Here is a 21,040-nt window from a genome sequence, read left to right on the forward strand (position 1 = left end):
GGACAGCGGGATTAAGCTCCTGAAAAGTTTACTTCACGGCCTTCACTGAAATGGCGTAACCACCACTTCTTGCGAGTTTCATCGGCAGTTTCGATTTGCTCGTAACGGTTTTTTTATAGATTTTGTATGATTGCGGATTGTTGATGTAATCAGCATCATCGCCATCGGCATATACAGTGGCTTCGTACTTCTTGCCCTTCGGAAGGAAAGAGAAATCTACGGTATAATTTCTCGCATTTTCGTCTGTAATTCCGCCAACATACCATTCATCCTTACCTTTTGCTTTTCTGGCTGTGTGGATGTAATCGCCCGGTTCTGCTGAAAGGATTTTGGTATCATCCCAATCTACCGCAACGTCCTTGATGAACTGAAACGCATCTAAATGTCGTGCGTAATTTTCGGGTAAATCTGCCGCCATCTGCAGCGGAGAATACATCACCACGTACAGTGCCATCTGCTTCACAAGCGTGGTTTTCACGAATCTTGTGTCGCCAGGGAAATAATAATCGAGTTTGGTCTGGAAGATTCCCGGCGTATAATCCATCGGTCCGCCCATAAATCTGGTGAAGGGAAGAATGGTCTGATGATCCGGATTGTTTCCGCCAAAAGCTTCGAACTCTGTTCCGCGCGCGGCTTCAGCAGCAATCCAGTTCGGATATGTACGGCTTAAACCCGTTGGACGAACAGATTCGTGCGAGTTTACCATGATTTTATACTCATTTGCTTTTTCGGCAATTCTCAGATAATGATTGATCGTCCACTGCGAATAATGATGTTCGCCACGCGGAATAATATTTCCTACATAGCCCGTTTTCACCGAAGGATAATCATATTTGTTCATGAGTTGAAAAGCCTTGTCAGCCCATCTTTCGTAATTGGTTGCAGAGCCGGAAGTTTCGTGGTGCATCATAAGTTTCATGCCTTTGGAATGGGCATAATCATTCAGCATTTTAATGTCGAAATCCGGATAAGGCGTGATGAAATCGAAAACGAATTCTTTGCTGTGCCCGAACCAGTCTTCCCAGCCCACATTCCAGCCTTCAATAAGCAGCGCATCGAAACCGTGTGCCGAGGCGAAGTCGATATATTCCTTAACCTTCGTGTTGTTGGCGGCGTGTTTTCCATTGGGCGTCAGTTTAGTAAAATCGGTTTTTCCGATGTGAACATTGTTCGCGGTAGAATACGACCAGTTCGATTTTCCGATGATCATTTCCCACCAAACCCCCATATATTTTGTGGGTTTGATGTACGAAGTGTCCTTGTATTCGGTCGGTTCGTTCAGGTTGAAAATCATTTTTGAAGCGAGTACTTCTTCCGCTTTTGGCGAAACGATGATCGTTCTCCACGGCGAAACCGCAGGTGTTTGGATATAGCCTTTCGCACCCTGCGCATCCGGCGTCAAATGGGTTTTGAACTTAAAATTTGCCGCATCCAGTTCAAGATTTGAAGCCGGATAATTGATTACCGCTGCTTCCGCGATATTTACATACAGTTGGTCTTTGCCTTCTTTTTTAAGCATCAAAGGCGTCTGGACAGCATTTTTAATTAAAGTCTGCGACGCATTTCCGTCATAAGAAGTCGGCCATTTTGCAGGTATCTCGGAAAGATTTGTTGTTTGTGTCTGGTATTCCTGCGAATCGTAATCGCCTGCAAGCCACCACGCTTTCATATCGGTTGGAAGATCAATTTCGGAATCTTCTTCTCTGATGATGAAATAGTTTAGATTTTTCTGCTCCGGAAACTCGTATCTGAAACCTAATCCATCATTGAACAAACGGAATTTCAGCACAATATGTCTGTCGTTTTCATCCTGATTTAGGGTAACCGCTAATTCGTTATAATGGTTAATATAGGATTTTTTCTCACCCATAATCGGATTCCAGGTTTCATTTTTGGAATCAAATTTTTCAGCGGTTTTGGTAAATCCGCTGTCGAGATTTTTACCTTTCTGGTCTTTGTTTTCTATTTCCGAGGCAAACTGAATGTCGCCATCTCGCAAAAGTCTTAACCCTAATTTTGAATCTTCAACCACGGTTTTTCCCTGGTATGTAAGGTTGTAAAAAGGAACGCCGCTCTTCAACTGAAAATTCATTTCAAATTTTCCGTCGGGCGATTTTACAGACTGTGCGTTGAGTGCGAAACTTCCCATCAACAGGAAAAGCGCAGATATTTTTATATTTTTCATACGATAATTTTCGAATCAATAAATTTAGAGAAAATGCGCCTCAAAACAAAGTTTTTCGCGTCCTAAAAAGGTTTTTCAACGCGGTGTTTACGCAAATTCCGCCAGACGGGATTTATCAGTAGATGTGCAGAAATGGTATAGTGAGGTGCAGGAATGGTATATCAGCCTGCAGGAATGGTAGATCGGGTTGCAGGAATGGTATATCGGGCTGCAGAAATGATATAATGGCACGCAGAAACGGTATAATGAGAAATTGGGCGGCCTGTGCGTGGATGTGCAACGTTTAGATAAAAAAACTGCTGCCCGAAGGCAACAGTTTTAAATAAATGTAAGTGTTAAAGGAAAACTATTGCGGTGTCACCGTATAAGTTCCCAGTTTAATGTTAGCGGTGATTTTGTACATATTGCCGCCACCATTGAATTTGATGTCGCCATTGTCGCCATTTGGTCCCAGATATCCTGAGGTTCCGGCTGTATGCATGTTGCCCCACTCCTGTCCAGACCAGTCTTGCTGTCCGAGGAATTTGAAAGCAGCATCATCTCCAATAGCAATTACGTGCTCATAAACACCGTCACCCACCTGGGTCATCGGAATTGCTGCACCAGCGTTCCAGCCCTGGATAGATCCTACCAAATATACGTTGGTTGGCAATGTAGGTACAGATGAAGGCGTTACTTTGATATCACGTGAGTTTTGGTCAATCGTGATCTTGTACATACCTGAATTTCCTGTAAACTTCATGTTTTCAGATCCGTCAGGCTCCAGGTTTGCAGACCAGGTATTGAAGTACTTGTAACCCTCATTCATTCCCGGCGCGTTAAGGCTGTAGTTAATTGGACTCCAGTCTTGCTGACCTAAGAAACGGAAAGATCCGTTACTTTCCAGATAGGTGTAAATTTCAGATATCTCATTGTTTCTGTTAAGCTTTTGAGCTGCAGAAGCATTCCAGCCTACTGCTGATCCGCCACCTACTATGTAGAAATCTACAAACGCAGGTTGGAAAGGCGTTACTTTGAATGTAACCACCTCAGAAGTTTTCGTAATGGTACCACCTGTAGAAGTAGTGCTCGCTGTTACGCGAACGTCCACTTCTGAAGCAACACCAACCGGTAAGTTTAATCCGATAACCGCATTGTTAAGGGCAAAGTTTGTCCATGCCAATTCCTTCAGGTCCGTTACCGTACCCGTAGAAACGAAGTCTGTAGAACCTTTCTTCGCGATCTCTACATTATACGATACGTTCACACCGTAAGCATAATCTGTCCAGGTTACTACAGTTGCGGTTGCAAGCGGGCTTGCAGCGTCAAGTACAACAGATTCACCTGCGGTAGGTTTAGTAATAACAGGAACAGCCGACGGGTAAGGCGTCACAGAAAATGCAATCGCATTAGAAACTGCGGATCCGGTTTCAACGCGGATATAAACCGTTTGAAGTGAGTATGGCTTTACGCCCACCTGCAGCATTGCTGTATTCAGCTCACCAATCGTTGTGCGAAGCGTAGTTTTATCTGAAGTTCCTAAAACTGACTTCTTAGCAAAATCTTCCGTAGCGGAAACCACTACCGAATACGTAGATGCACCGGTTGAAGGTTCCCACGTAAGGATATATGGGTTGTTATCCATCGACGGATAAAGAACAGACACCCCGGGAACAGTATTGTGCAGCGTGAAAGATGCTTCCGGAGAAGCCCAGTCTCTGTCAGCATCATTTCTGCAGGCCGTGAGAAGTATTAATGGCAGACAAAGCACCATCAGGGTTTTAAATATATTTTTCATAAGATCTGATTAAATTTATTAGCCTGCCCTTATTTCACCGGAATCAGTGTATAAGCGCCTGTAGCATCATTAAAATAAATGTCATAAGTCCATTCTGCCGCAAGCGGAATATTCGCACCACCCGGTGATGCTGTACCGAAGAATTCGGCATTTGTTCCCCAGCTCGTATCCCAGGCATTGTTTGCTCTGAATTTGAATTCACCAGCGTTCAATGTAACATTGAAAGCCGTCCAAACATGTGGGTCAAATGTAGACTGCGTAAGCTGTGTATCTGTATCCCAGTTTCCGTTCACGGTTCCGATGATTGAGATATTGCTGTACGTTGTAGCAGGAACTGTAGCCGGAACGAATGTATACGTAAGGTCAGCAGTGTCTACGGTAAGCGTATAGTATCCGTCAGCAGCTACCGGAATGTTGCCCGAGCCACCGTCTGAGCTAAGAAGCCCTGGTGCAGCACCCAAACCGAACTGATCATCCCATGAGCCTTTCACTTTAATCATCTTGAAACCACCTGCTTTGAAATAGCCAGTAAATGTGTATTTACCTGCTTCCGTACTTTTCAGCAGCGGGAAAAGATTATTGTTTGTAGCTAAATTGTCCCAACCACCGGCGGTTGCATCACCCACGAGGTATAGGTCAACAAAATCATAGATCGGTGCTGATGCATACGGCGTAACCATCAGGCTGGTGACATTAGAACTCTGTACAAAATCGTCGGTTCCGATGAAAGAAACCACGCGGAAGTACATCTTCTGTGCTACATCCGGCACAAAACCAATCTTTTTAGCGGCTGAGTTCAGGTCTGCAGCGGTAAAAGAAGCATAATTCTGAGAACGCGTTGTGGAAGTAAGTTCCAGTGCATCATCAAATTTATCATTAGAACTGATCTCTACACGGTATTTCGTTTCAACCGGCACATCAAACGTTGCTCTGCTCCAGGTAACGGTAAGCGCGGGATTTGCTGGAAAATTTGCATCAAGGAAAAGTGTTTCCGCCGAGAGATCGATAAGTATCGGCGACGACTCCGGATTGATCGTAATAATCTCGCGATCCTGGCATGAGGAAAGCCCCAGCAACATCGCAAACATCACGAATAAGTGATTAAAAATATTATTTTTCATTGTCTCTTAAAATATTAGATTAATATCCAGGGTTTTGTGTAAGATTCGGGTTCACTACCAAATCGTTGGTTGGAATTGGGAATAGGTTTCTGTATTCCGGCACTGAAGTTCCGTTCTTTACGTTTCCTTTCCATGGCCACAGGTAAGATGAAGAAGTGAATTTACCGAAACGGATAAGGTCTGTACGGCGCGTCATTTCCCAAGACAGCTCGCGCGATCTTTCATCAAGAATAAAGTCCAGATTCAGAACCGAAACTGTAGAGGCTCCCGCACGGGCACGCAAAGCATTTACATAACCTAAAGCTGTAGCAGCGCTACCGCCACCACCACGCAGGTTGGCTTCAGCATACATAAGATACACATCTGCTAGACGGTACATCGGAAGGTCAGTTTCTACCCAGTTTTCATGGCTTCCGGCCGACCCGTCACTTTTCAGGTTTTTGTATTTGATGAATGCATAGCCGTCATTGAAGTTTCCTAAATCTTCTATTTCCAATGTCTGCCCGGCAGTATAGAAACGGCCACGCTTATCATTTGGTTCGAATTTCTGAACGAAGGCTTTTGTAGTTCTGAGACCGCCCCAGCCACCATTCACACCGAAATCTTTCGGATCCATAGATCCACCGATCGCTGCATGTACCAGGTACGTCGTTCCACCGTTGGTCTGTGTTCTCTGGCCGTCATAAACCACTGAAAAAATATTCTCAGGATTTGCAACGTGGTTGTCCGCAAGGAAAAGACTCTCGTAGCTAATGTCTTTAGCAATCGTATTGTTCGGATTCGTTGGGTCCGGAACCTGAATCACTTTGTTTTTCAGAGAATAACCGGCGTTGATCACTTTATCACAATAAGCGATTACGTCTGCGTTTCTTTCTGTTCCTGTGTAAACTTTAGCATTAAGATAAAGTCTGGCCATCAAAGTCCAGGCTGCAGCTTTGTCCAGTCTGCCATATTCATTGGTTCTTGGTGCTTTCAGCTCAGCTTCTGCTTCCTTTAGTTGATTTTCAACATAAGCAAAAATTTCAGGTCTTGAGATTTGCTTTGGAACGGTACCAAATGTAGTTTCGTCTACGAAAGGAACATTTCCGAACATATCAAGCAGGTGATAATAGGCCTGTGCACGGAGGAATTTGGCTTCCGCACGCATTGCCTTGGCCTCATTCAGGTTTTCGCCGGTGATTCCGTTTTGGCTAAGCTTTTCATCTGTGGTATTTTTAATGAACTCATTGCAATACGCGATCTCTGTGTAAAGACGGAAATACATTGCGTTGCTGAATTCATTTGCAGGCGTCCAGATCATTTTGTGAAATTCGTGCAGTGAGCCGTCATTCCAGCCAATCACCGCTTCATCTGTTGTAATAACCTGCATCGTGTAAAGCAAACGTGTGTAGATTGAGAATCCACCGTCGATACCCGCGATGTCACCATTTCCGTCACCGCTGTCCTGTCCGCCAAGGGCAAGACCGCCGTAAAGTTTTGCGAGAAGACTTTTATAATTCGAAAAGTCCTTATATAATAGCGCACCGGTAACCTCCGTTACGGGTTCCTGCCGCAGATCATCCACACAGGAAGATACGGTAAGCGTAAGTCCCAGAAGTGCAGCTGCAATAGTATTTCTTGTTATTCTGAAATTTTTCATTTTCGTAAAATATTAAAATTGAAAGTTTAAACCTAATGAATACACTTTAGGTCTTTGGTAGAAACCATTATCGATATTGCCAAAGATTTCTGGATCTACACCGGTGTAATCTGTAATTACAAATACGTTCTGCGCCATACCGTACACGCGAAGGTTGCTCTTGTCTCCCAAGACACTACCGAAATTGTAGCCTAATGAGATATTATCCATTCTGAGGAAAGATGCGTCTTCGATGAAGATATCACTCCAGTACTGAACGTTTTTGAAGCCATAAGATGCTGCTACGCTGGAGATATTCTGTAAATAATCATTGGTAGCGATGCTCTGAACGTTCGACTGTGATGCGAAGTTGTTGTAAACATAGTTTCCAACTACTGCACGTAATGATGTGGAGAAATCCCAGTTTTTGTAATTGAATTTCGTAGAGAAACCAAACGTTGCATCCGGCGTGGTAGACTTGTAAAAGTATTTATCCGCCTGCGTGATAGCGCCATCACCGTCTCTGTCCACGTAAACTCCTTCCAGCGGCTTACCAGCGTTATCATAAACCTGCTGGTAAACAAGGAAACCGAAAGGTGTATTGCCTTCCTGATGAGCCTGCACCGTATTACCGATACCACCGGAAATACCGCCTGTAGGTATAAAATATCCTTCTGCAACGTCCGCGAGGTTCGTGATGACCGGATTGTACATGGCAGCATTGAAACTGAAGTCCCATGTAAAATCATCTGTTTTCACAGGTACTATATTAATCAGGAATTCCAGACCGTCAGTTTCCATCTCTCCAATGTTTCTGATATTTTGATTACTGAATTCACCTGCCGGTACTGCAACCTGTCCCTGAAGCTTAGACGTAAATTTCTTGAACCAGTCGAATGAACCTGTAATTCGATTATTGGCAAAGCCAAAATCAAGACCTGCATTAACAGTATTTGTTGTTTCCCATGTCAACTTATCATTATACTGCGTTGGGCGGTACATATAATAATACTGCTCGCCAAATCCGTACTGTGCTCCCGGGTTCGAAAGGCCGTAAGAAGGGAAAGAGTTATAGTACCCTCCAACTTCCTGTTGCCCCGTTTGGCCGTATCCTGCACGGAGTTTTAAGTCCGAGAACACTTTGGAATCTGCAAGGAAATCTTCATTTATAATTTTCCACGCACCTGAAGCTGCATAGAATGTTCCCCAGTTGTTTTTGGTATCAATACCGTTATAAAATCTTGATGAACCGTCACGTCTTACAGATCCGTTTAGGATATACTTATCGGCGATAGTAAAGATTCCACGTCCATAGAAACTCAATAAAACCAAATTTTCATTTATGTCTCTTGGTTTATCTGTCGCATTCTGCGATGGATCACCAAAATAAGTCAGTACACCCGGAACCTGGTTGTTAAACTTCTGGTAAGAGTACCCTGCCACTAAGTCCATTTTGGTATTTATCGCATCTACAGTCTTCACGTAATTAAAAAACGTTTCCAGTAGTTTATTGGTTTTTTCCTGAGTATAATCTCTGCGTGAGCCCAAAGTGAAATAGGTGGCGCGGTAATTCGGATATTCGGTTACTGCCCCCGTACCTTTCTGATAATCATAACCTGCGTTCACGTTGAAATGAAGATCAGGTAAAAAGTGGAACTTATAATCCAACTGCAAGCTTGCAATACCACGCTGAACTGATGAAACATCACGACGACCTTCCAGGGAAGCTACCGGGTTTGCGGTACCATTTACGTTAAGACCGCCTGTAGGCAGGAACCATTCCCAATAATTACCTACGCTGTTTCCACGCGGTGAAGAATCATAAACTGGCTGAGTAGGATCCATCAGCTGGGCAGCACCGATTACGCCTGCATTGAAGCGGTTTTCCGTCAATGAACCTTTCAGGTTGGCATTGATTGACAGGTGTCTGTCGAATAATTTCGGTGTTAAATTTAAACCAATAGACGTTCTGCGGAATTCATTGGTGCGAACGATACCGTTTTGCTCATTGTAACCTAATGAAAGACGGTAAGGTAAACCTTTGATACCACCTGAAAGCGCAAGATTGTTGTCTGTTCCCCAAGCTGTCTGATAAATCTCATCCTGCCAGTTTGTGTCCGCATTACCTAAAAGACCCAGATACTTTGGCTGAGTTGCATTTGCCTGCACGTAATTTCGGAATTCGTCGGCGCTCAACACCTTTTGGTCACCCATTCTGGTTGAAGCACTGGCCATCGTAGAAAAATCTACTTTGAATCTGCCGGATGTACCTTTTTTAGTGGTAATCAATATTACACCATTTGAAGCACGGTTACCGTAGATCGCCGCTGAGGAGGCATCTTTAAGAATACTGAAAGACTCAATATCATTTGGATTGATGAGCGCCAATGGATTTGCGGCACCAGAGATCCCTCTATAATCCATCGGGACACCGTCAATTACGATCAGCGGATCGTTTAGTGCTGATAGCGAAGCACCGCCACGAATCCTGATTGTAGAACCTGCACCCGGATTACCGCCGTTACTGGTGATGTTAACACCTGGTGCCTTGCCCTGGATAAGCTGGTCAGCAGATGTAGAACCTACGTTGAAATCTTTAGCCGTAAGAGAAGAAATAGAACCCGTAAGGTCTTCTTTCTTTTGCGAACCATAGCCAATCAGTACGACCTGCTCAATGTCTGCTGTACGTACCGTGTCCGTTGTTTGTGCCTGTAGAATTGAGCCCGCCAATAGAAATGCCGGCGCAATTTTCAAAACTTTCGTATAGTTTCTCACAAAAATAATATTTAAGGATTAATATTCAAGATATCTGTTCTTCATGGTTAGAAGACATGCAATTTACTTAAAATTATAAATATTACTAAAAATTTATAATTTATGTTAATAATTAGTGATTATTATCATATATTATATGCATGGCATTTTTTATTTCGCTGATTATCAATAATTTCAGAAACAGGAATGCCTCTTATACCCATACCGATTTTAAGATAAAGTTAAACATTTGTTTAGCTTTAATATGCCCCAAATTAAGCTCCAGGGACATTTTCGTACCTCCTTTTACTTGAAATGAGCCCAAAACAGAACGCTTAAAATCTTATCTTTGCCGAAAATTGACAATAGCATAATGCGAGACAGAAAATTGATTACTGCGGCACTGCCCTACGCCAACGGGCCGGTACACATCGGGCATTTGGCCGGTGTTTATATTCCGGCGGATGTATATGCAAGATTTCAGCGCAGACTGGGCAAAGATGTCGCGTTTATCTGCGGATCTGATGAACACGGAATTCCTATTACCATCCGCGCGAAAAAAGAAGGAGTTACCCCGCAGGATATCGTGGATAAATACCATGAAATTATTAAAAAATCTTTTACCGATCTTGGGATCTCCTTTGATGAATACTCCCGCACGACCTCGAAAAAGCATTATGAAGTCAGCCAGGATTTTTTCAGGACACTATACAATAAGGATAAGTTCATTGAAGAAGTTTCTGAACAGTATTTCGATGAGCAGGCCAACGAATTTCTCGCTGACAGGTATATTGTAGGTACCTGCCCGAATTGCAGTAACGAAAATGCATACGGTGATCAATGCGAAAAATGCGGCTCTACACTTTCGCCATCAGAATTGATCAACCCTAAATCGATGCTGAGCGGAAATATTCCCGTGCTGAAAGAAACGAAGAACTGGTATTTGCCACTGAACGAATATGAAACTTTCTTAAATGAATGGATCATCGAAGGTCACAAAAACGACTGGAAACCGAATGTTTACGGACAGGTAAAATCGTGGCTGAATGACGGTTTGAAACCTCGCGCAATGACCAGAGACCTCAATTGGGGTGTTCCCGTTCCTTTGCCGAATGCCGAGGGAAAGGTACTTTATGTTTGGTTTGATGCGCCTATCGGCTATATCTCGTTCACGCAGGAATGGGCTGAAAAGAACGGAAAAGACTGGAATGATTACTGGCAGAGCGAGAATTCAGACCTTGTACACTTCATTGGAAAAGACAACATCGTTTTCCACTGCATTATTTTTCCGGCGATGATGAAAGCCCATGGCGACTACATTATGCCTACCAATGTTCCGGCATTCGAGTTTTTAAATCTTGAGAACGATAAAATTTCAACTTCCCGAAACTGGGCAGTCTGGGCGCACGAATATGTGGAAGAATTCCCGGGACAGCAGGATGTTCTGCGTTACGCGTTACTTTCTTCCGCACCGGAAACCAAGGACAATAATTTCACCTGGAAAGATTTCCAGACCAAAAATAACTCAGAACTCGTAGGAATCTTCGGAAACTTTATCAACAGAGTTGCCGTATTGATTCACAAATATTATGACGGAATTGTTCCTGAAGGCAATGTAAATGCTCCGGAACTCGCAGAAATTACAAAGGCCGCGACTGAAGTTGAAAACTTCCTGGAGAATTACGAATTCAGAAATGCGCTTTCTGCGATGATGAATCTGGCAAGATTCGGGAACCAGTATCTCCAAACCGAAGAACCCTGGAAAACCATCAAAGTCAATCCTGAAAAAGCAGCAAACTCCCTTTTTGTAGCCGCACAGATTGCGGTTGGTTTAGCGCAGATTTCAGAACCGTTTATGCCTTTCAGTTCAGAAAAACTACTGAAAATGTTTAATGTTTCCCAACTCAACTGGAAAGAAATCGCTGACGAGAAAATCCTTATTAAAACCGGTCACCAGATCAATCCGGCGGAATTACTGTTTTCGAAGATTGAAGATGAAACAATAGAATTCCAGATTCAGAAACTGGAAAACACGAAACAATCCAACAAAAAAACCAATCCAAAAGCCAACCCCATGAAAGACGAAATTCAGTTTGATGATTTCACCAAAATAGATTTACGAACAGCAACCATTCTTACCGCTGAAAAAGTGGAAAAAGCAGATAAATTGCTAAAATTCACCGTGGATACAGGCGTGGACGTCCGAACAGTAGTTTCCGGAATCGCTGAAAGCTTCACGCCGGAAGAATGCATCGGAAAACAGGTGATGATTTTACTGAATCTTGCACCGAGAAAAATCCGCGGTATCGAATCCCAGGGAATGTTGCTGCTGACGACAAAACCAGACGGAAAACTGTCTTTCGTAACACCTGACGAAAAAGTAGAAAACGGCGTAGAAATCGGGTAAAATTTTATATTAATAATACTTCAAGACACACAAACCGTGCGTCTTTTTTATAGAGATCAAATGTTGTCGCAACTTCTTGGCATTTAATGATTCTTCTCATCCCAATCCCTGAACACATCCAATCTAAACAGGCATAAAAAATTGTAATTTTACGCTTTAAATTGAATTTCATGAAAAAATTAAGTGCACTTTTCGTTGGTCTATCCCTTCTTTCGGTTGCTGTAGCGTGCGGTACACGGGAAGATGAACTGTCAAACGAGCAGTTTGTGGGAACCTGGAACTGGGCTTCCACCACCGGCGGAACCGGAAACATAAACCATACTCCCGAAAACACCGGTGTACAGCGCACGATCACTTTTACAGATAACTACACCTACACCGTAAAGGAGAATGATGCAACCGTGAGCGACGGCAGCTATAGCATCATCAAAGAAGTGACGCCTACCGAACATGCTGAAAAACTCTTTATTGATTTTTCAAATTATCCTGACGTTTTTGTCGACGGCATAGACGCATCAAACCTTTATCTTGGCGACCATACGGCCGACGGATATTCTTATCATTATAAAAAATAAATAGGCGCTTTATTTAAGCGCCATTTTTTATGATCCGAAATGCTTTTTCACTTCCTCCAAAACCTGTTCTTCGCTCATTTGCTGCGAAGTACCGAGTGTAACCTTGGTGTTTTTGAAAGGTGCGGTTTCAAGAAGATAAGATTTAAATTCTTCCTGAATGGTACCGGTTCCCGTAAGAAACAGCTCTTCGGTATTCGTCAGTTTTTCAAGGATATTCTTAAAGAACTTGTGTCGGTTTGTAATTTCGGCATTGTTGCCTGTATTTTCGTTCGAGTTTCCCTGTTGGATAACCGCTGTGACGGAATCTACAAGATGGAAATCGGAAACTTCACGTCCGTCATGGTTAATCGCGATAAATGCCTGAGTCTGGTCGAGCCATACGCCCGCTGATTTCTTGTTCTGCATAACTGTTTATTTTTTAGTGCAGACAGTTACAAGATTGGTGCAAAGCGGCCGTTAATGGATGTTAAACTTATTTCCCAAGGACGAAAACTGCGGGGATTTTATGCAGTTCGGGTTTATTTTTCCGCCAGTCTTTTATGGTTTTTGTCTTAATGAATTCGTCCATCGGATCATTAATATTTGCGGCGATGCAAAGTTTTGACTGTGGCGAAAGGAATTGGCATAAATCTTCAAAAAGCTGGTTGTTGCGATAAGGCGTTTCCATGAAAATCTGCGAATAACCGGTCTTTTGCACCTGAGATTCAAGCCATTGTATTTTTGATTTTTTCTCGGATTTATCGATCGGCAAATAACCATGGAACGTAAATTCCTGCCCATTGAAACCACTTCCAATTAATGCCAGGATTATCGACGAAGGTCCGTTCACCGGTACCACTTTCACCGAATTTTCATGGCACCATTTCACCATCAGGTTTCCCGGATCGGCAATACAGGGCAAACCCGCTTCAGAAAGTAATCCGAAATCCTGACCGTTTTTCATCAGTGTCTGCGCTTCCTTTAAATCTGAATTTTCCGAATATTTGTCGAGTAAGAACAACTTCAAATCTGCCTGCTTCTTTTCCGGTGCAAAAAACTTGATAATTTTGCGCGCGGTCTTTTCGTTTTCAACAAAGAAATAATCGGTTTTCAGGATGTATTCTTTAATGGCAGGCGCGAAATATTCGATCGGGGAATTTTCGGAAAGGTAAGCTGGAATTAAAAACAACATGGCAGGATCTTTTAAGAATTTGAAGTAAGTTTAATTTTAATATTTTCCGAAGCCTCGTCGAGCAATTTGTAAACCCGTTCGAAACCATCCATCTCACTCCAATATGGATCAAAAACCTCATAATTGTTGCCCGGAATCATCGCTTCTTCCAAAAACAGCGATACTTTCTCACGTTGAATGTCATCTTTGGCCAGGGAAATTACATCTTCCATCACACTCAGATCCATGCAGTAAATCTTATCGAAATCTTCAAAATCCTTTGTGGTAATTGGTCGCGAACGTTGTTTAGAAATATCCACGCTATGATTTTTCGCCGTCGCCACTGCGCGTTTATCCGGATTTTCACCTTCGTGAAGTGAAATGGTTCCGGCTGAATCGATAATGAAATCCTGCGGCAGTTTTGACTTTAGAATTCCTTCCGCAAGCGGGCTCCTGCATATATTCCCCAAACATACCATGAGTATTTTCATTTGACGTATTTAAAATTTAAAGTTCGACCCAATTTAAAATAAAAAGAAGGAATCAACAAAATTCCTTCTTTTACTTTATATATTTTGCAGCGTTTTACTGCTTGATTTTTTCTGAAAGTTCCTTGACGTACTTTTTCACTTCCTTATCAATCTTCGACACATCTTTTATCGTATCGCAGGCATACATCACAGTAGAATGGTCCTTTCCGCCCATTTCTTCACCGATTTTTGTAAACGTAGCGTTCGTAAGTTCCTTTGCAAAATACATCGCAAGTTGTCTCGGCAGTGCAATTTCGCGCTTTCTGGTTTTCGATAAAAGCTGCTCGCGCTGAATCCCGAAATATTCGCAGACAACTTCCTGAATATAAGGAATGTTGATGACCTTTTTCTGGTTCGCAGCGATCTTGTTAATGGTTTCCTTTAATAATTCAAGGCTAAGTTCAGATTTATATACCGTGGAATAAGCGATCACGGAATTGATAACACCGATCAGTTCACGAACATTAGTTTTCACTTCGGATGCAAGGAAATCGAGCATATCTTCGGTAAGTACTATTCCGTCGCGACTCAGTTTATCTACGATAATCTTACGTCTGGTATCGAAATCCGGTGATTTGATCTCCGCAGAAAGCCCCCATTTGAAACGGGAAACAATTCGGTCCTGAATATCAAGGATATCCACCGGCGCTTTATCAGAAGTAAGGATGATCTGTTTGCCATTTTGGTGAAGATAGTCGAAAATATGGAAGAAGCTGTCCTGCGTGGATTTCTTACCGGACAAAAACTGGATATCATCGATGATCAGTACGTCAACCATTTGGTAAAAATTCGCAAATTCTGTCTGTTTATGCGACTTTGCCGCAGTTACAAACTGCTGAATGAATTTTTCCGAAGACAGATAAAGCACAACTTTATCAGGAAAGGAATTCTTCACCTCAAGACCTACAGCATGTCCTAAGTGCGTTTTACCGACACCATAACCTCCGTATAAAAACAGTGGGTTAAATGCAGTGGCACCCGGTCTTTTCGCGATAGATCTGGCTACAGTAGATGCAAACTTATTACTCTCACCTTCCACGTAATTGTCAAATGAGAAATCAGCTTTAAGGTTTGAATCAATGTTCATTTTCCTCGCACCCTGATCCGCAAATGGATTGATGAGATTCGAAGAAAATGCTGCCGGAGCCGTAGGCTGTAATTTTGGTGCCGGTATACTTTTGCCTTTCACATTCACAGTGATTGGCGCTTCCTGACCTGCAGGCTTATTTTCCATTACAGAATACCAAAGCTTCACACCTTTTCCAATATTTTTGCGCAGGGCCGCAGATAACAGAGTCAGATAGTTATCTTCTATATATTCCTTGTAAAAATCACTGGGTACAAGCAACGTAAGATTGTTGCTGATGAGTGACACCGGGCGTACATTATCAAAGAGTAAATCGAACGAATTTTCAAGTTTTTTAAGATCCGTATTGTCCTCTGCAGCACTGAGGTTATCCCTCATAAACTGCAGACATCGTTCCCAAATAAGTGGTAAATTTTCGTTCATATTTTTCTCCAGTTTTCAAGCTGGCGGTGTTTGGTTTTTATGGGAAGACAAATATCTCATATTAAAATGTCAAAAAAAAATTATTGCGCTATTGGTTATTAAAAAATATATTTGTATGCTTCATTTAAAAGTACACCATGATTCACACAACACATTCATTAAGAGTACGTTACTGCGAAACTGACCCCATGAAATACGTCTATTATGGCAACTATGCAGAGTACCTTGAAGTGGCCCGCGTGGAGCTCTTCCGGGAACTCGGGATGTCATATGACGAGATTGAAAATCAGGGAATTTGGTTGCCTGTGTCGGAGTTTAACATTAAGTATCTGAAACCCGCGCGATATGACGAACTTCTGGAAATCAACACTTACATCAAAAAGATTCCAGGCGTAAGGATAGAGTTCGAATACGAAATTTATAACAGTTCTAAAGTGAAGATCACTGAAGCCAAAACCACCCTCTTTTTTCTATCATCTGAGACCGGAAAAGTAATCCGGTGCCCATCATTTCTAATGGACCTCATCCGGCAAAATTGGATAGACTAAATCTATAATGTAGTGCCGGGTTCTATTTCGTAAGGTTCCTTGCCATTTTCGAAAATCCTGGTCATTTCAGATCCCTGCACAGTAATGGAATTACCGTTCCTGCGGATCCAGTTTCCTTCGCGTAAGCCTACAACTTTGGTTTCATTCTGAGTCAAAAACTCTTTAATCCGCGTTTCGCGTGTCTCGCCGTTGTGTTTCAGATGAGGGCTTGGATCCAAATAATGCGGATTGATATTAAACGGTACCAGCGCCATACAGTCAAAGGTCGGCGGATAAACAATTGGCATATCGTTCGTCGTTTTCATATTCAGACCGCCAATATTGGAGCCTGCACTACATCCTAAGTATGGTTTGCCTGTTTCAATATTCATTTTCAGTACATCCATCAGCTTCAGTTCGTGCAACATTTTAACCAACAGAAAAGTATTTCCACCACCTGTAAAATAGCCTTGAGCGGAATTGAGTGCTTCGACCATACCTTCAAAAGTATGAAGTCCTTTCACGCGGATGCCGAGCTTTCCAAAAAATTCGGCGACTTTTTGGGTATAATCGTCATGTGAAATTCCGCCGGGTCTTGCGAACGGTATAAATATGATCTCCTCGCATCCTGCAAACAATGATCTTATTTCATTTTCCAGATATTCCAGATAATTCCCGCCAAACAGCGTGGATGTAGAAGCTAAAACGATATTCATCCCGCAAATCTATTACTTTATTTAAATATAAACCTCTAAAAAACGCAATTACACATATCACAATTATTTACATGATTTTTGTCAAGTTTATGTTAATATTTAAATATTTAACAAAATTAGGTATTATTAATACTTAAATTTGCATCGAAAATAACACTCAAAACTATTTAATGATGAACCTAACTGTAGTTGGATTATTCGAAAGCCAGGAAAAGGCAAAAAATGTATCCGAATCTTTGGAAAGAACCGGAATCAGAAATGAAGATTACATTATTTACAAAACCAATCCTGCCAGCCCGCGCGCACAAAAGCAGGCATTTTGGAGAACAGTACTTGGATTAAAAGAATCGCGTCCTGCTGCAAATCAGGATAAACTGATCACAAGCGTAGAAGTTCGAAGTGATGAAGAGCTTTTGGAAGTAAAGAAGTCTTTCGCCCAAAACGGTGCTGTGAACATCTATGAATTTAAAGATATGACAATTGAGGAAGCTAAAGATCTCAACTATATCAAGAAAATTGTAGAGCTCCGCGCCAAGTCACATATCTACGCGATGCCCGCTATTTCTCTGTCTTCAATGCAGATGAGCCAAGGAATCAATGCGGAAGTAAAAGCATAAATGCAAGTTTTTTTTTCATAATCAAGGAAGTCCGTGCAGTTTGTTGTGCGGATTTTTTGTGTGCTCATTTTTCTAAAAGCCAATTAACACTAACTTTACTGTACCCAAATTCTTAATTATGAATTCCAGAATTGCGCTTTCTTTTATTTTAATGTTTTTAATGACATTCGGAGCTGCACAGCAGAAAACCTATTGCAACCCGATCAACATCGATTACGGCTACACACCTTTTGACGTATTTTCAAAACAGGGGAAACACCGCGCTACAGCGGATCCTGTAATCGTGAATTTTAAGAAAAAACTCTATCTGTTTTCCACTAATCAGGAAGGTTACTGGCACAGCGATAATATGCTCGACTGGAAATTTGTATCGCGGAAGTTCCTGCGCGACGATAAATATATCCACGACCTGAACGCGCCCGCGGCCTGGGCAATGAAGGATACGCTTTACGTTTACGGCTCTACCTGGGAATCAGATTTTCCGATATGGAAATCAACAGATCCGGTCAACAACAAATGGGAAATTGCGGTAGATACGCTGAAAGTGGGCGCCTGGGACCCGGCTTTTCACTACGATGAAGACACCAATAAACTGTTTCTTTACTGGGGTTCGAGCAATGAGTGGCCACTGCTTGGCACAGAAGTCAAGATGAAAACCCTGCAGTCTGAAGGATTTGTAAAGCCTATTATAAAGCTGAAACCAGAAGATCACGGATGGGAAAGATTTGGCGAATACAATGACAATGTTTTCCTGCAACCTTTTGTGGAAGGCGCCTGGGTAACAAAACACAACGGTAAATATTACATGCAGTACGGCGCGCCCGCCACCGAATTCAGCGGGTATGCAGACGGAGTTTACGTATCTAAAAATCCGCTTGAAGGTTACGAATACCAGCAGCACAATCCGTTCTCCTATAAACCCGGCGGTTTTGCACGCGGTGCGGGCCACGGCGCGACTTTTCAGGATAACTTCGGCAACTACTGGCATGTTTCTACCATTTTCATTTCAACAAAAAACAACTTTGAACGCAGGCTCGGTATCTGGCCGGCCGGTTTTGATAAAGATGACGTGATGTACGCAAACACCGCGTACGGCGACTACCCTACATTGCTGCCGCAGTACGCGCAGGGCAAAGATTTTACGAAAGGTCTATTTCCGGGCTGGATGTTACTGAACTACAATAAACCCGTTCAGGTTTCATCAACACTTGGCGGATATTTACCCAATTATGCCGTGGATGAAGACATCAAAACGTACTGGTCAGCCAAATCTGCGGGCGCAAATGAATGGTTCCTAACCGATCTGGGTGAAATCTCAACCATTAATGCGATCCAAATCAATTACGCAGATCAGGATGCAGAATTTAAAGGTAAAACACTTGGCAAAATGCATCAGTACCGTGTTTTGAGTTCTGATGACGGCAAAAAATGGAAGGTTTTAATCGATAAAAGTAAAAACACCACCGACGTTCCGCATGATTATATCGAACTTGAAAAACCAGCCAAAGCGCGCTACTTGAAAATGGAAAACGTGAAGATGCCTACCGGCAAATTTGCACTCAGTGGATTTCGGGTGTTCGGTAAAGGCGGTGGTGAAAAGCCGGGTAAGGTTGAAAACTTTGTTCCCTTACGCGCAGATCCGAAAAAATTTGGAGAACGCCGCAGCATCTGGATGAAATGGCAGCAAAACCCAGATGCGGACGGATACGTAATTTACTTCGGAAAAACACCCGATAAACTCTACGGAAGCATTATGGTTAATGGCAAAAACGAGTATTTCTTCACCGGCGCAGACCGCACGGATGCATACTATTTCCAAATCGAAGCATTTAACAATAATGGAATCTCGGAGCGTTCAGAAATTTTTAAATCTGAATAACCTGTCACAAAAAAGCGGGCAGTAAATATAAATACTGCCCGCGTCTTTTAATATTTTCCTTTCCACTTTTTGGCCAACTCGTCGCGGATCTTATTCTCTGTAGAATTGTTACCGGGCGAATAGAAAGCCGTACCTGCAATTTCATCCGGAAGAAACTCCAGATTTACGAAGTTTCCTTCGTGAGAATGCGCGTATGCGTAATCTTTGCCATAATCCATATCCTTCATCAGTTTCGTTGGGGCGTTGCGGAGATGCAAAGGAACGGGAAGATTACCGGTCTTTTTCACGAAAGCCATCGCTTCATTTATTGCGGTGTAAGTGGAGTTAGATTTGGGCGAAACAGCAAGGTAAACCGCCGTCTGACTCAAAATAATCCTCGATTCCGGGTTTCCGATCACATTTACCGCCTGAAAACAACTGTTTGCAACGGCCAACGCGTTCGGGTTTGCAAGTCCGATGTCTTCGGATGCCAGGATCAACATCCGCCGCGCGATGAATTTGATGTCTTCGCCACCGGCCAGCATTCTTGCGAGCCAGTAAACTGCCGCGTTCGGGTCAGAGCCGCGCATAGATTTGATAAAGGCCGAGATGATATCGTAGTGCTGCTCGCCGTTTTTGTCGTACAAAGCCATATTTTCCTGTAAGACTTCGAGAACTTTGGCGTTGGTAATGGCTGTATTTTTTAAACTTTTAAAATTATTAAGTACATTTTCCACCGCATTGATCAGTTTGCGTGCATCACCGCCGGAGTACTGAATGAACGCTTCTTTTTCCGTTATCTTAAAATCGGTGCCGTGGATAGAATTGTAATTATTAAGGGAAAGTTCTGTAAGTTCTTCCAGTTTTTCAAAACTTAAAGCCTTTAAAACATAGACCTGCGAACGGGATAAAAGTGCCGAAACTACTTCGAAACTAGGATTCTCGGTTGTGGCGCCTATCAATACGATCCAACCTTTTTCCACTGCGTGAAGCAGCGAATCCTGCTGCGACTTGTTGAACCGGTGAATCTCATCAATGAATAGAATTGGCGATTTTCCCGAAAATAAGTTCTGCTGTTTTGCCGTATCGATCACTTCGCGCACATCTTTGACCCCACTGGACACGGCGGAAAGCTTGAAAAACTTCCGTCCGCTCTGCTCTGAGATGATTTCCGCTAAAGTTGTCTTTCCCGTGCCTGGTGGACCCCAAAAAATGAGCGACGTAAGCGTATCATTTTCAAGCATCTTTCGTACGGTGCCGTTTTTTCCGGTTAAATGCTCCTGACCGAGAACTTCATCTAAAGTCTTCGGCCTCATCTGTTCGGCAAGCGGAATGTTTGAATTCAAAATAAATTTCGGGATTTTAAAGGTAAAGGCGTGGCGCAACTTTCGGCCCAAACTGCAAACAAAATTAAACTATTTAAGTACTTTTGCAAGGCAATGCTGAATAAAATCGTTACATTTCCGCTGGTTTTACTTATCAAATTTTACCAATGGTTCCTGTCTCCACTTTTACCAAAAAACTGCCGCTATGAGCCCACCTGTTCGCATTATATGCTCGATGCATTGCGCATACACGGCCCGGTAAAAGGATTTTGGCTCGGTGCGAAGCGTATTGCACGCTGCCATCCGTGGGGAGGCGAAGGTTACGATCCGGTGCCACCAAAAAATTAAATTAAATAAACATTAAAAATAC

17 protein-coding genes are annotated in these 21,040 nt (G+C 42.7%); 6 read left to right on the top strand and 11 right to left on the bottom strand.

Features of this window, described 5'->3' with window-relative positions:
* Positions 1 to 28: 28 nt before the first annotated feature.
* The 5 genes from QEP06_RS04680 to QEP06_RS04700 form a co-directional block, all read right to left on the bottom strand.
* Positions 29 to 2,185: a glycoside hydrolase family 97 protein gene (locus QEP06_RS04680; RefSeq protein ID WP_285269280.1), complete on the bottom strand. Its 2,157-nt coding sequence runs from the start codon at positions 2,183 to 2,185 to the stop codon at positions 29 to 31.
* 346 nt (positions 2,186 to 2,531) lie between these two features.
* Positions 2,532 to 3,962, bottom strand: coding sequence for a SusE domain-containing protein (locus QEP06_RS04685; protein WP_285269281.1), 1,431 nt, complete (start codon positions 3,960 to 3,962; stop codon positions 2,532 to 2,534).
* Positions 3,963 to 3,991: 29 nt separating this feature from the next.
* Positions 3,992 to 5,083: a SusE domain-containing protein gene (locus QEP06_RS04690; protein WP_285269282.1), complete on the bottom strand. Its 1,092-nt coding sequence runs from the start codon at positions 5,081 to 5,083 to the stop codon at positions 3,992 to 3,994.
* Positions 5,084 to 5,102: 19 nt separating this feature from the next.
* A complete protein-coding gene (locus QEP06_RS04695; protein WP_285269283.1) occupies positions 5,103 to 6,722 on the bottom strand; it encodes a RagB/SusD family nutrient uptake outer membrane protein in 1,620 nt (539 codons plus the stop codon).
* 12 nt (positions 6,723 to 6,734) lie between these two features.
* Complete coding sequence (locus tag QEP06_RS04700) at positions 6,735 to 9,476, bottom strand: SusC/RagA family TonB-linked outer membrane protein (RefSeq protein ID WP_285269284.1); 2,742 nt, start codon at positions 9,474 to 9,476, stop codon at positions 6,735 to 6,737.
* Between the two features lie 352 nt (positions 9,477 to 9,828).
* On the opposite strand from QEP06_RS04700, the gene metG reads away from it, so the two are divergent.
* Together metG and QEP06_RS04710 are read left to right on the top strand one after the other, a co-directional pair.
* A complete protein-coding gene (gene metG / locus QEP06_RS04705; protein ID WP_285269285.1) occupies positions 9,829 to 11,862 on the top strand; it encodes a methionine--tRNA ligase in 2,034 nt (677 codons plus the stop codon).
* Between the two features lie 170 nt (positions 11,863 to 12,032).
* The gene (locus QEP06_RS04710) at positions 12,033 to 12,437 is read left to right on the top strand and encodes a hypothetical protein (protein ID WP_285269286.1); all 405 of its coding nucleotides are present in this window, start codon (positions 12,033 to 12,035) and stop codon (positions 12,435 to 12,437) included.
* A gap of 27 nt (positions 12,438 to 12,464) precedes the next feature.
* On the opposite strand, the gene QEP06_RS04715 is transcribed toward QEP06_RS04710, so the two are convergent.
* The 4 genes from QEP06_RS04715 to dnaA form a co-directional block, all read right to left on the bottom strand.
* Positions 12,465 to 12,842 (bottom strand): hypothetical protein, encoded by a 378-nt coding sequence (locus QEP06_RS04715; RefSeq protein ID WP_285269287.1) that lies wholly within the window; start codon positions 12,840 to 12,842, stop codon positions 12,465 to 12,467.
* Between the two features lie 67 nt (positions 12,843 to 12,909).
* Entirely contained in the window at positions 12,910 to 13,608 is a 699-nt protein-coding gene (locus tag QEP06_RS04720) for an SAM-dependent methyltransferase (RefSeq protein ID WP_285269288.1), read from the bottom strand.
* An 11-nt stretch (positions 13,609 to 13,619) separates the two neighbouring features.
* Positions 13,620 to 14,078: a low molecular weight protein-tyrosine-phosphatase gene (locus tag QEP06_RS04725; protein ID WP_285269289.1), complete on the bottom strand. Its 459-nt coding sequence runs from the start codon at positions 14,076 to 14,078 to the stop codon at positions 13,620 to 13,622.
* A 94-nt stretch (positions 14,079 to 14,172) separates the two neighbouring features.
* A complete protein-coding gene (dnaA, locus tag QEP06_RS04730) occupies positions 14,173 to 15,627 on the bottom strand; it encodes a chromosomal replication initiator protein DnaA (protein WP_285269290.1) in 1,455 nt (484 codons plus the stop codon).
* Between the two features lie 137 nt (positions 15,628 to 15,764).
* On the opposite strand from dnaA, the gene QEP06_RS04735 reads away from it, so the two are divergent.
* Complete coding sequence (locus tag QEP06_RS04735; RefSeq protein WP_285269291.1) at positions 15,765 to 16,175, top strand: acyl-CoA thioesterase; 411 nt, start codon at positions 15,765 to 15,767, stop codon at positions 16,173 to 16,175.
* A gap of 2 nt (positions 16,176 to 16,177) precedes the next feature.
* On the opposite strand, the gene pepE is transcribed toward QEP06_RS04735, so the two are convergent.
* A complete protein-coding gene (pepE, locus tag QEP06_RS04740) occupies positions 16,178 to 16,870 on the bottom strand; it encodes a dipeptidase PepE (protein WP_251834149.1) in 693 nt (230 codons plus the stop codon).
* A 170-nt stretch (positions 16,871 to 17,040) separates the two neighbouring features.
* Here pepE and QEP06_RS04745 point away from each other — a divergent pair, with 170 nt between their 5' ends.
* Positions 17,041 to 17,487: a hypothetical protein gene (locus QEP06_RS04745; protein WP_251834150.1), complete on the top strand. Its 447-nt coding sequence runs from the start codon at positions 17,041 to 17,043 to the stop codon at positions 17,485 to 17,487.
* Between the two features lie 118 nt (positions 17,488 to 17,605).
* On the top strand, positions 17,606 to 19,366 hold the full coding sequence (locus tag QEP06_RS04750) for a discoidin domain-containing protein (RefSeq protein WP_251834151.1): 1,761 nt from the start codon (positions 17,606 to 17,608) through the stop codon (positions 19,364 to 19,366).
* A gap of 47 nt (positions 19,367 to 19,413) precedes the next feature.
* Here the strand turns inward: QEP06_RS04750 and QEP06_RS04755 are convergent, their stop codons facing one another.
* Positions 19,414 to 20,691 carry a replication-associated recombination protein A gene (locus tag QEP06_RS04755; protein ID WP_251834152.1) on the bottom strand — a complete coding sequence of 426 codons (1,278 nt, stop codon included), beginning with the start codon at positions 20,689 to 20,691 and terminating at the stop codon, positions 19,414 to 19,416.
* A 93-nt stretch (positions 20,692 to 20,784) separates the two neighbouring features.
* On the opposite strand from QEP06_RS04755, the gene yidD reads away from it, so the two are divergent.
* Complete coding sequence (gene yidD / locus QEP06_RS04760) at positions 20,785 to 21,018, top strand: membrane protein insertion efficiency factor YidD (protein ID WP_285269292.1); 234 nt, start codon at positions 20,785 to 20,787, stop codon at positions 21,016 to 21,018.
* Positions 21,019 to 21,040: the final 22 nt, after the last annotated feature.

Source organism: Kaistella rhinocerotis (genome assembly GCF_030243905.1).
Classification (GTDB): Bacteria; Bacteroidota; Bacteroidia; order Flavobacteriales; family Weeksellaceae; genus Kaistella; species Kaistella rhinocerotis.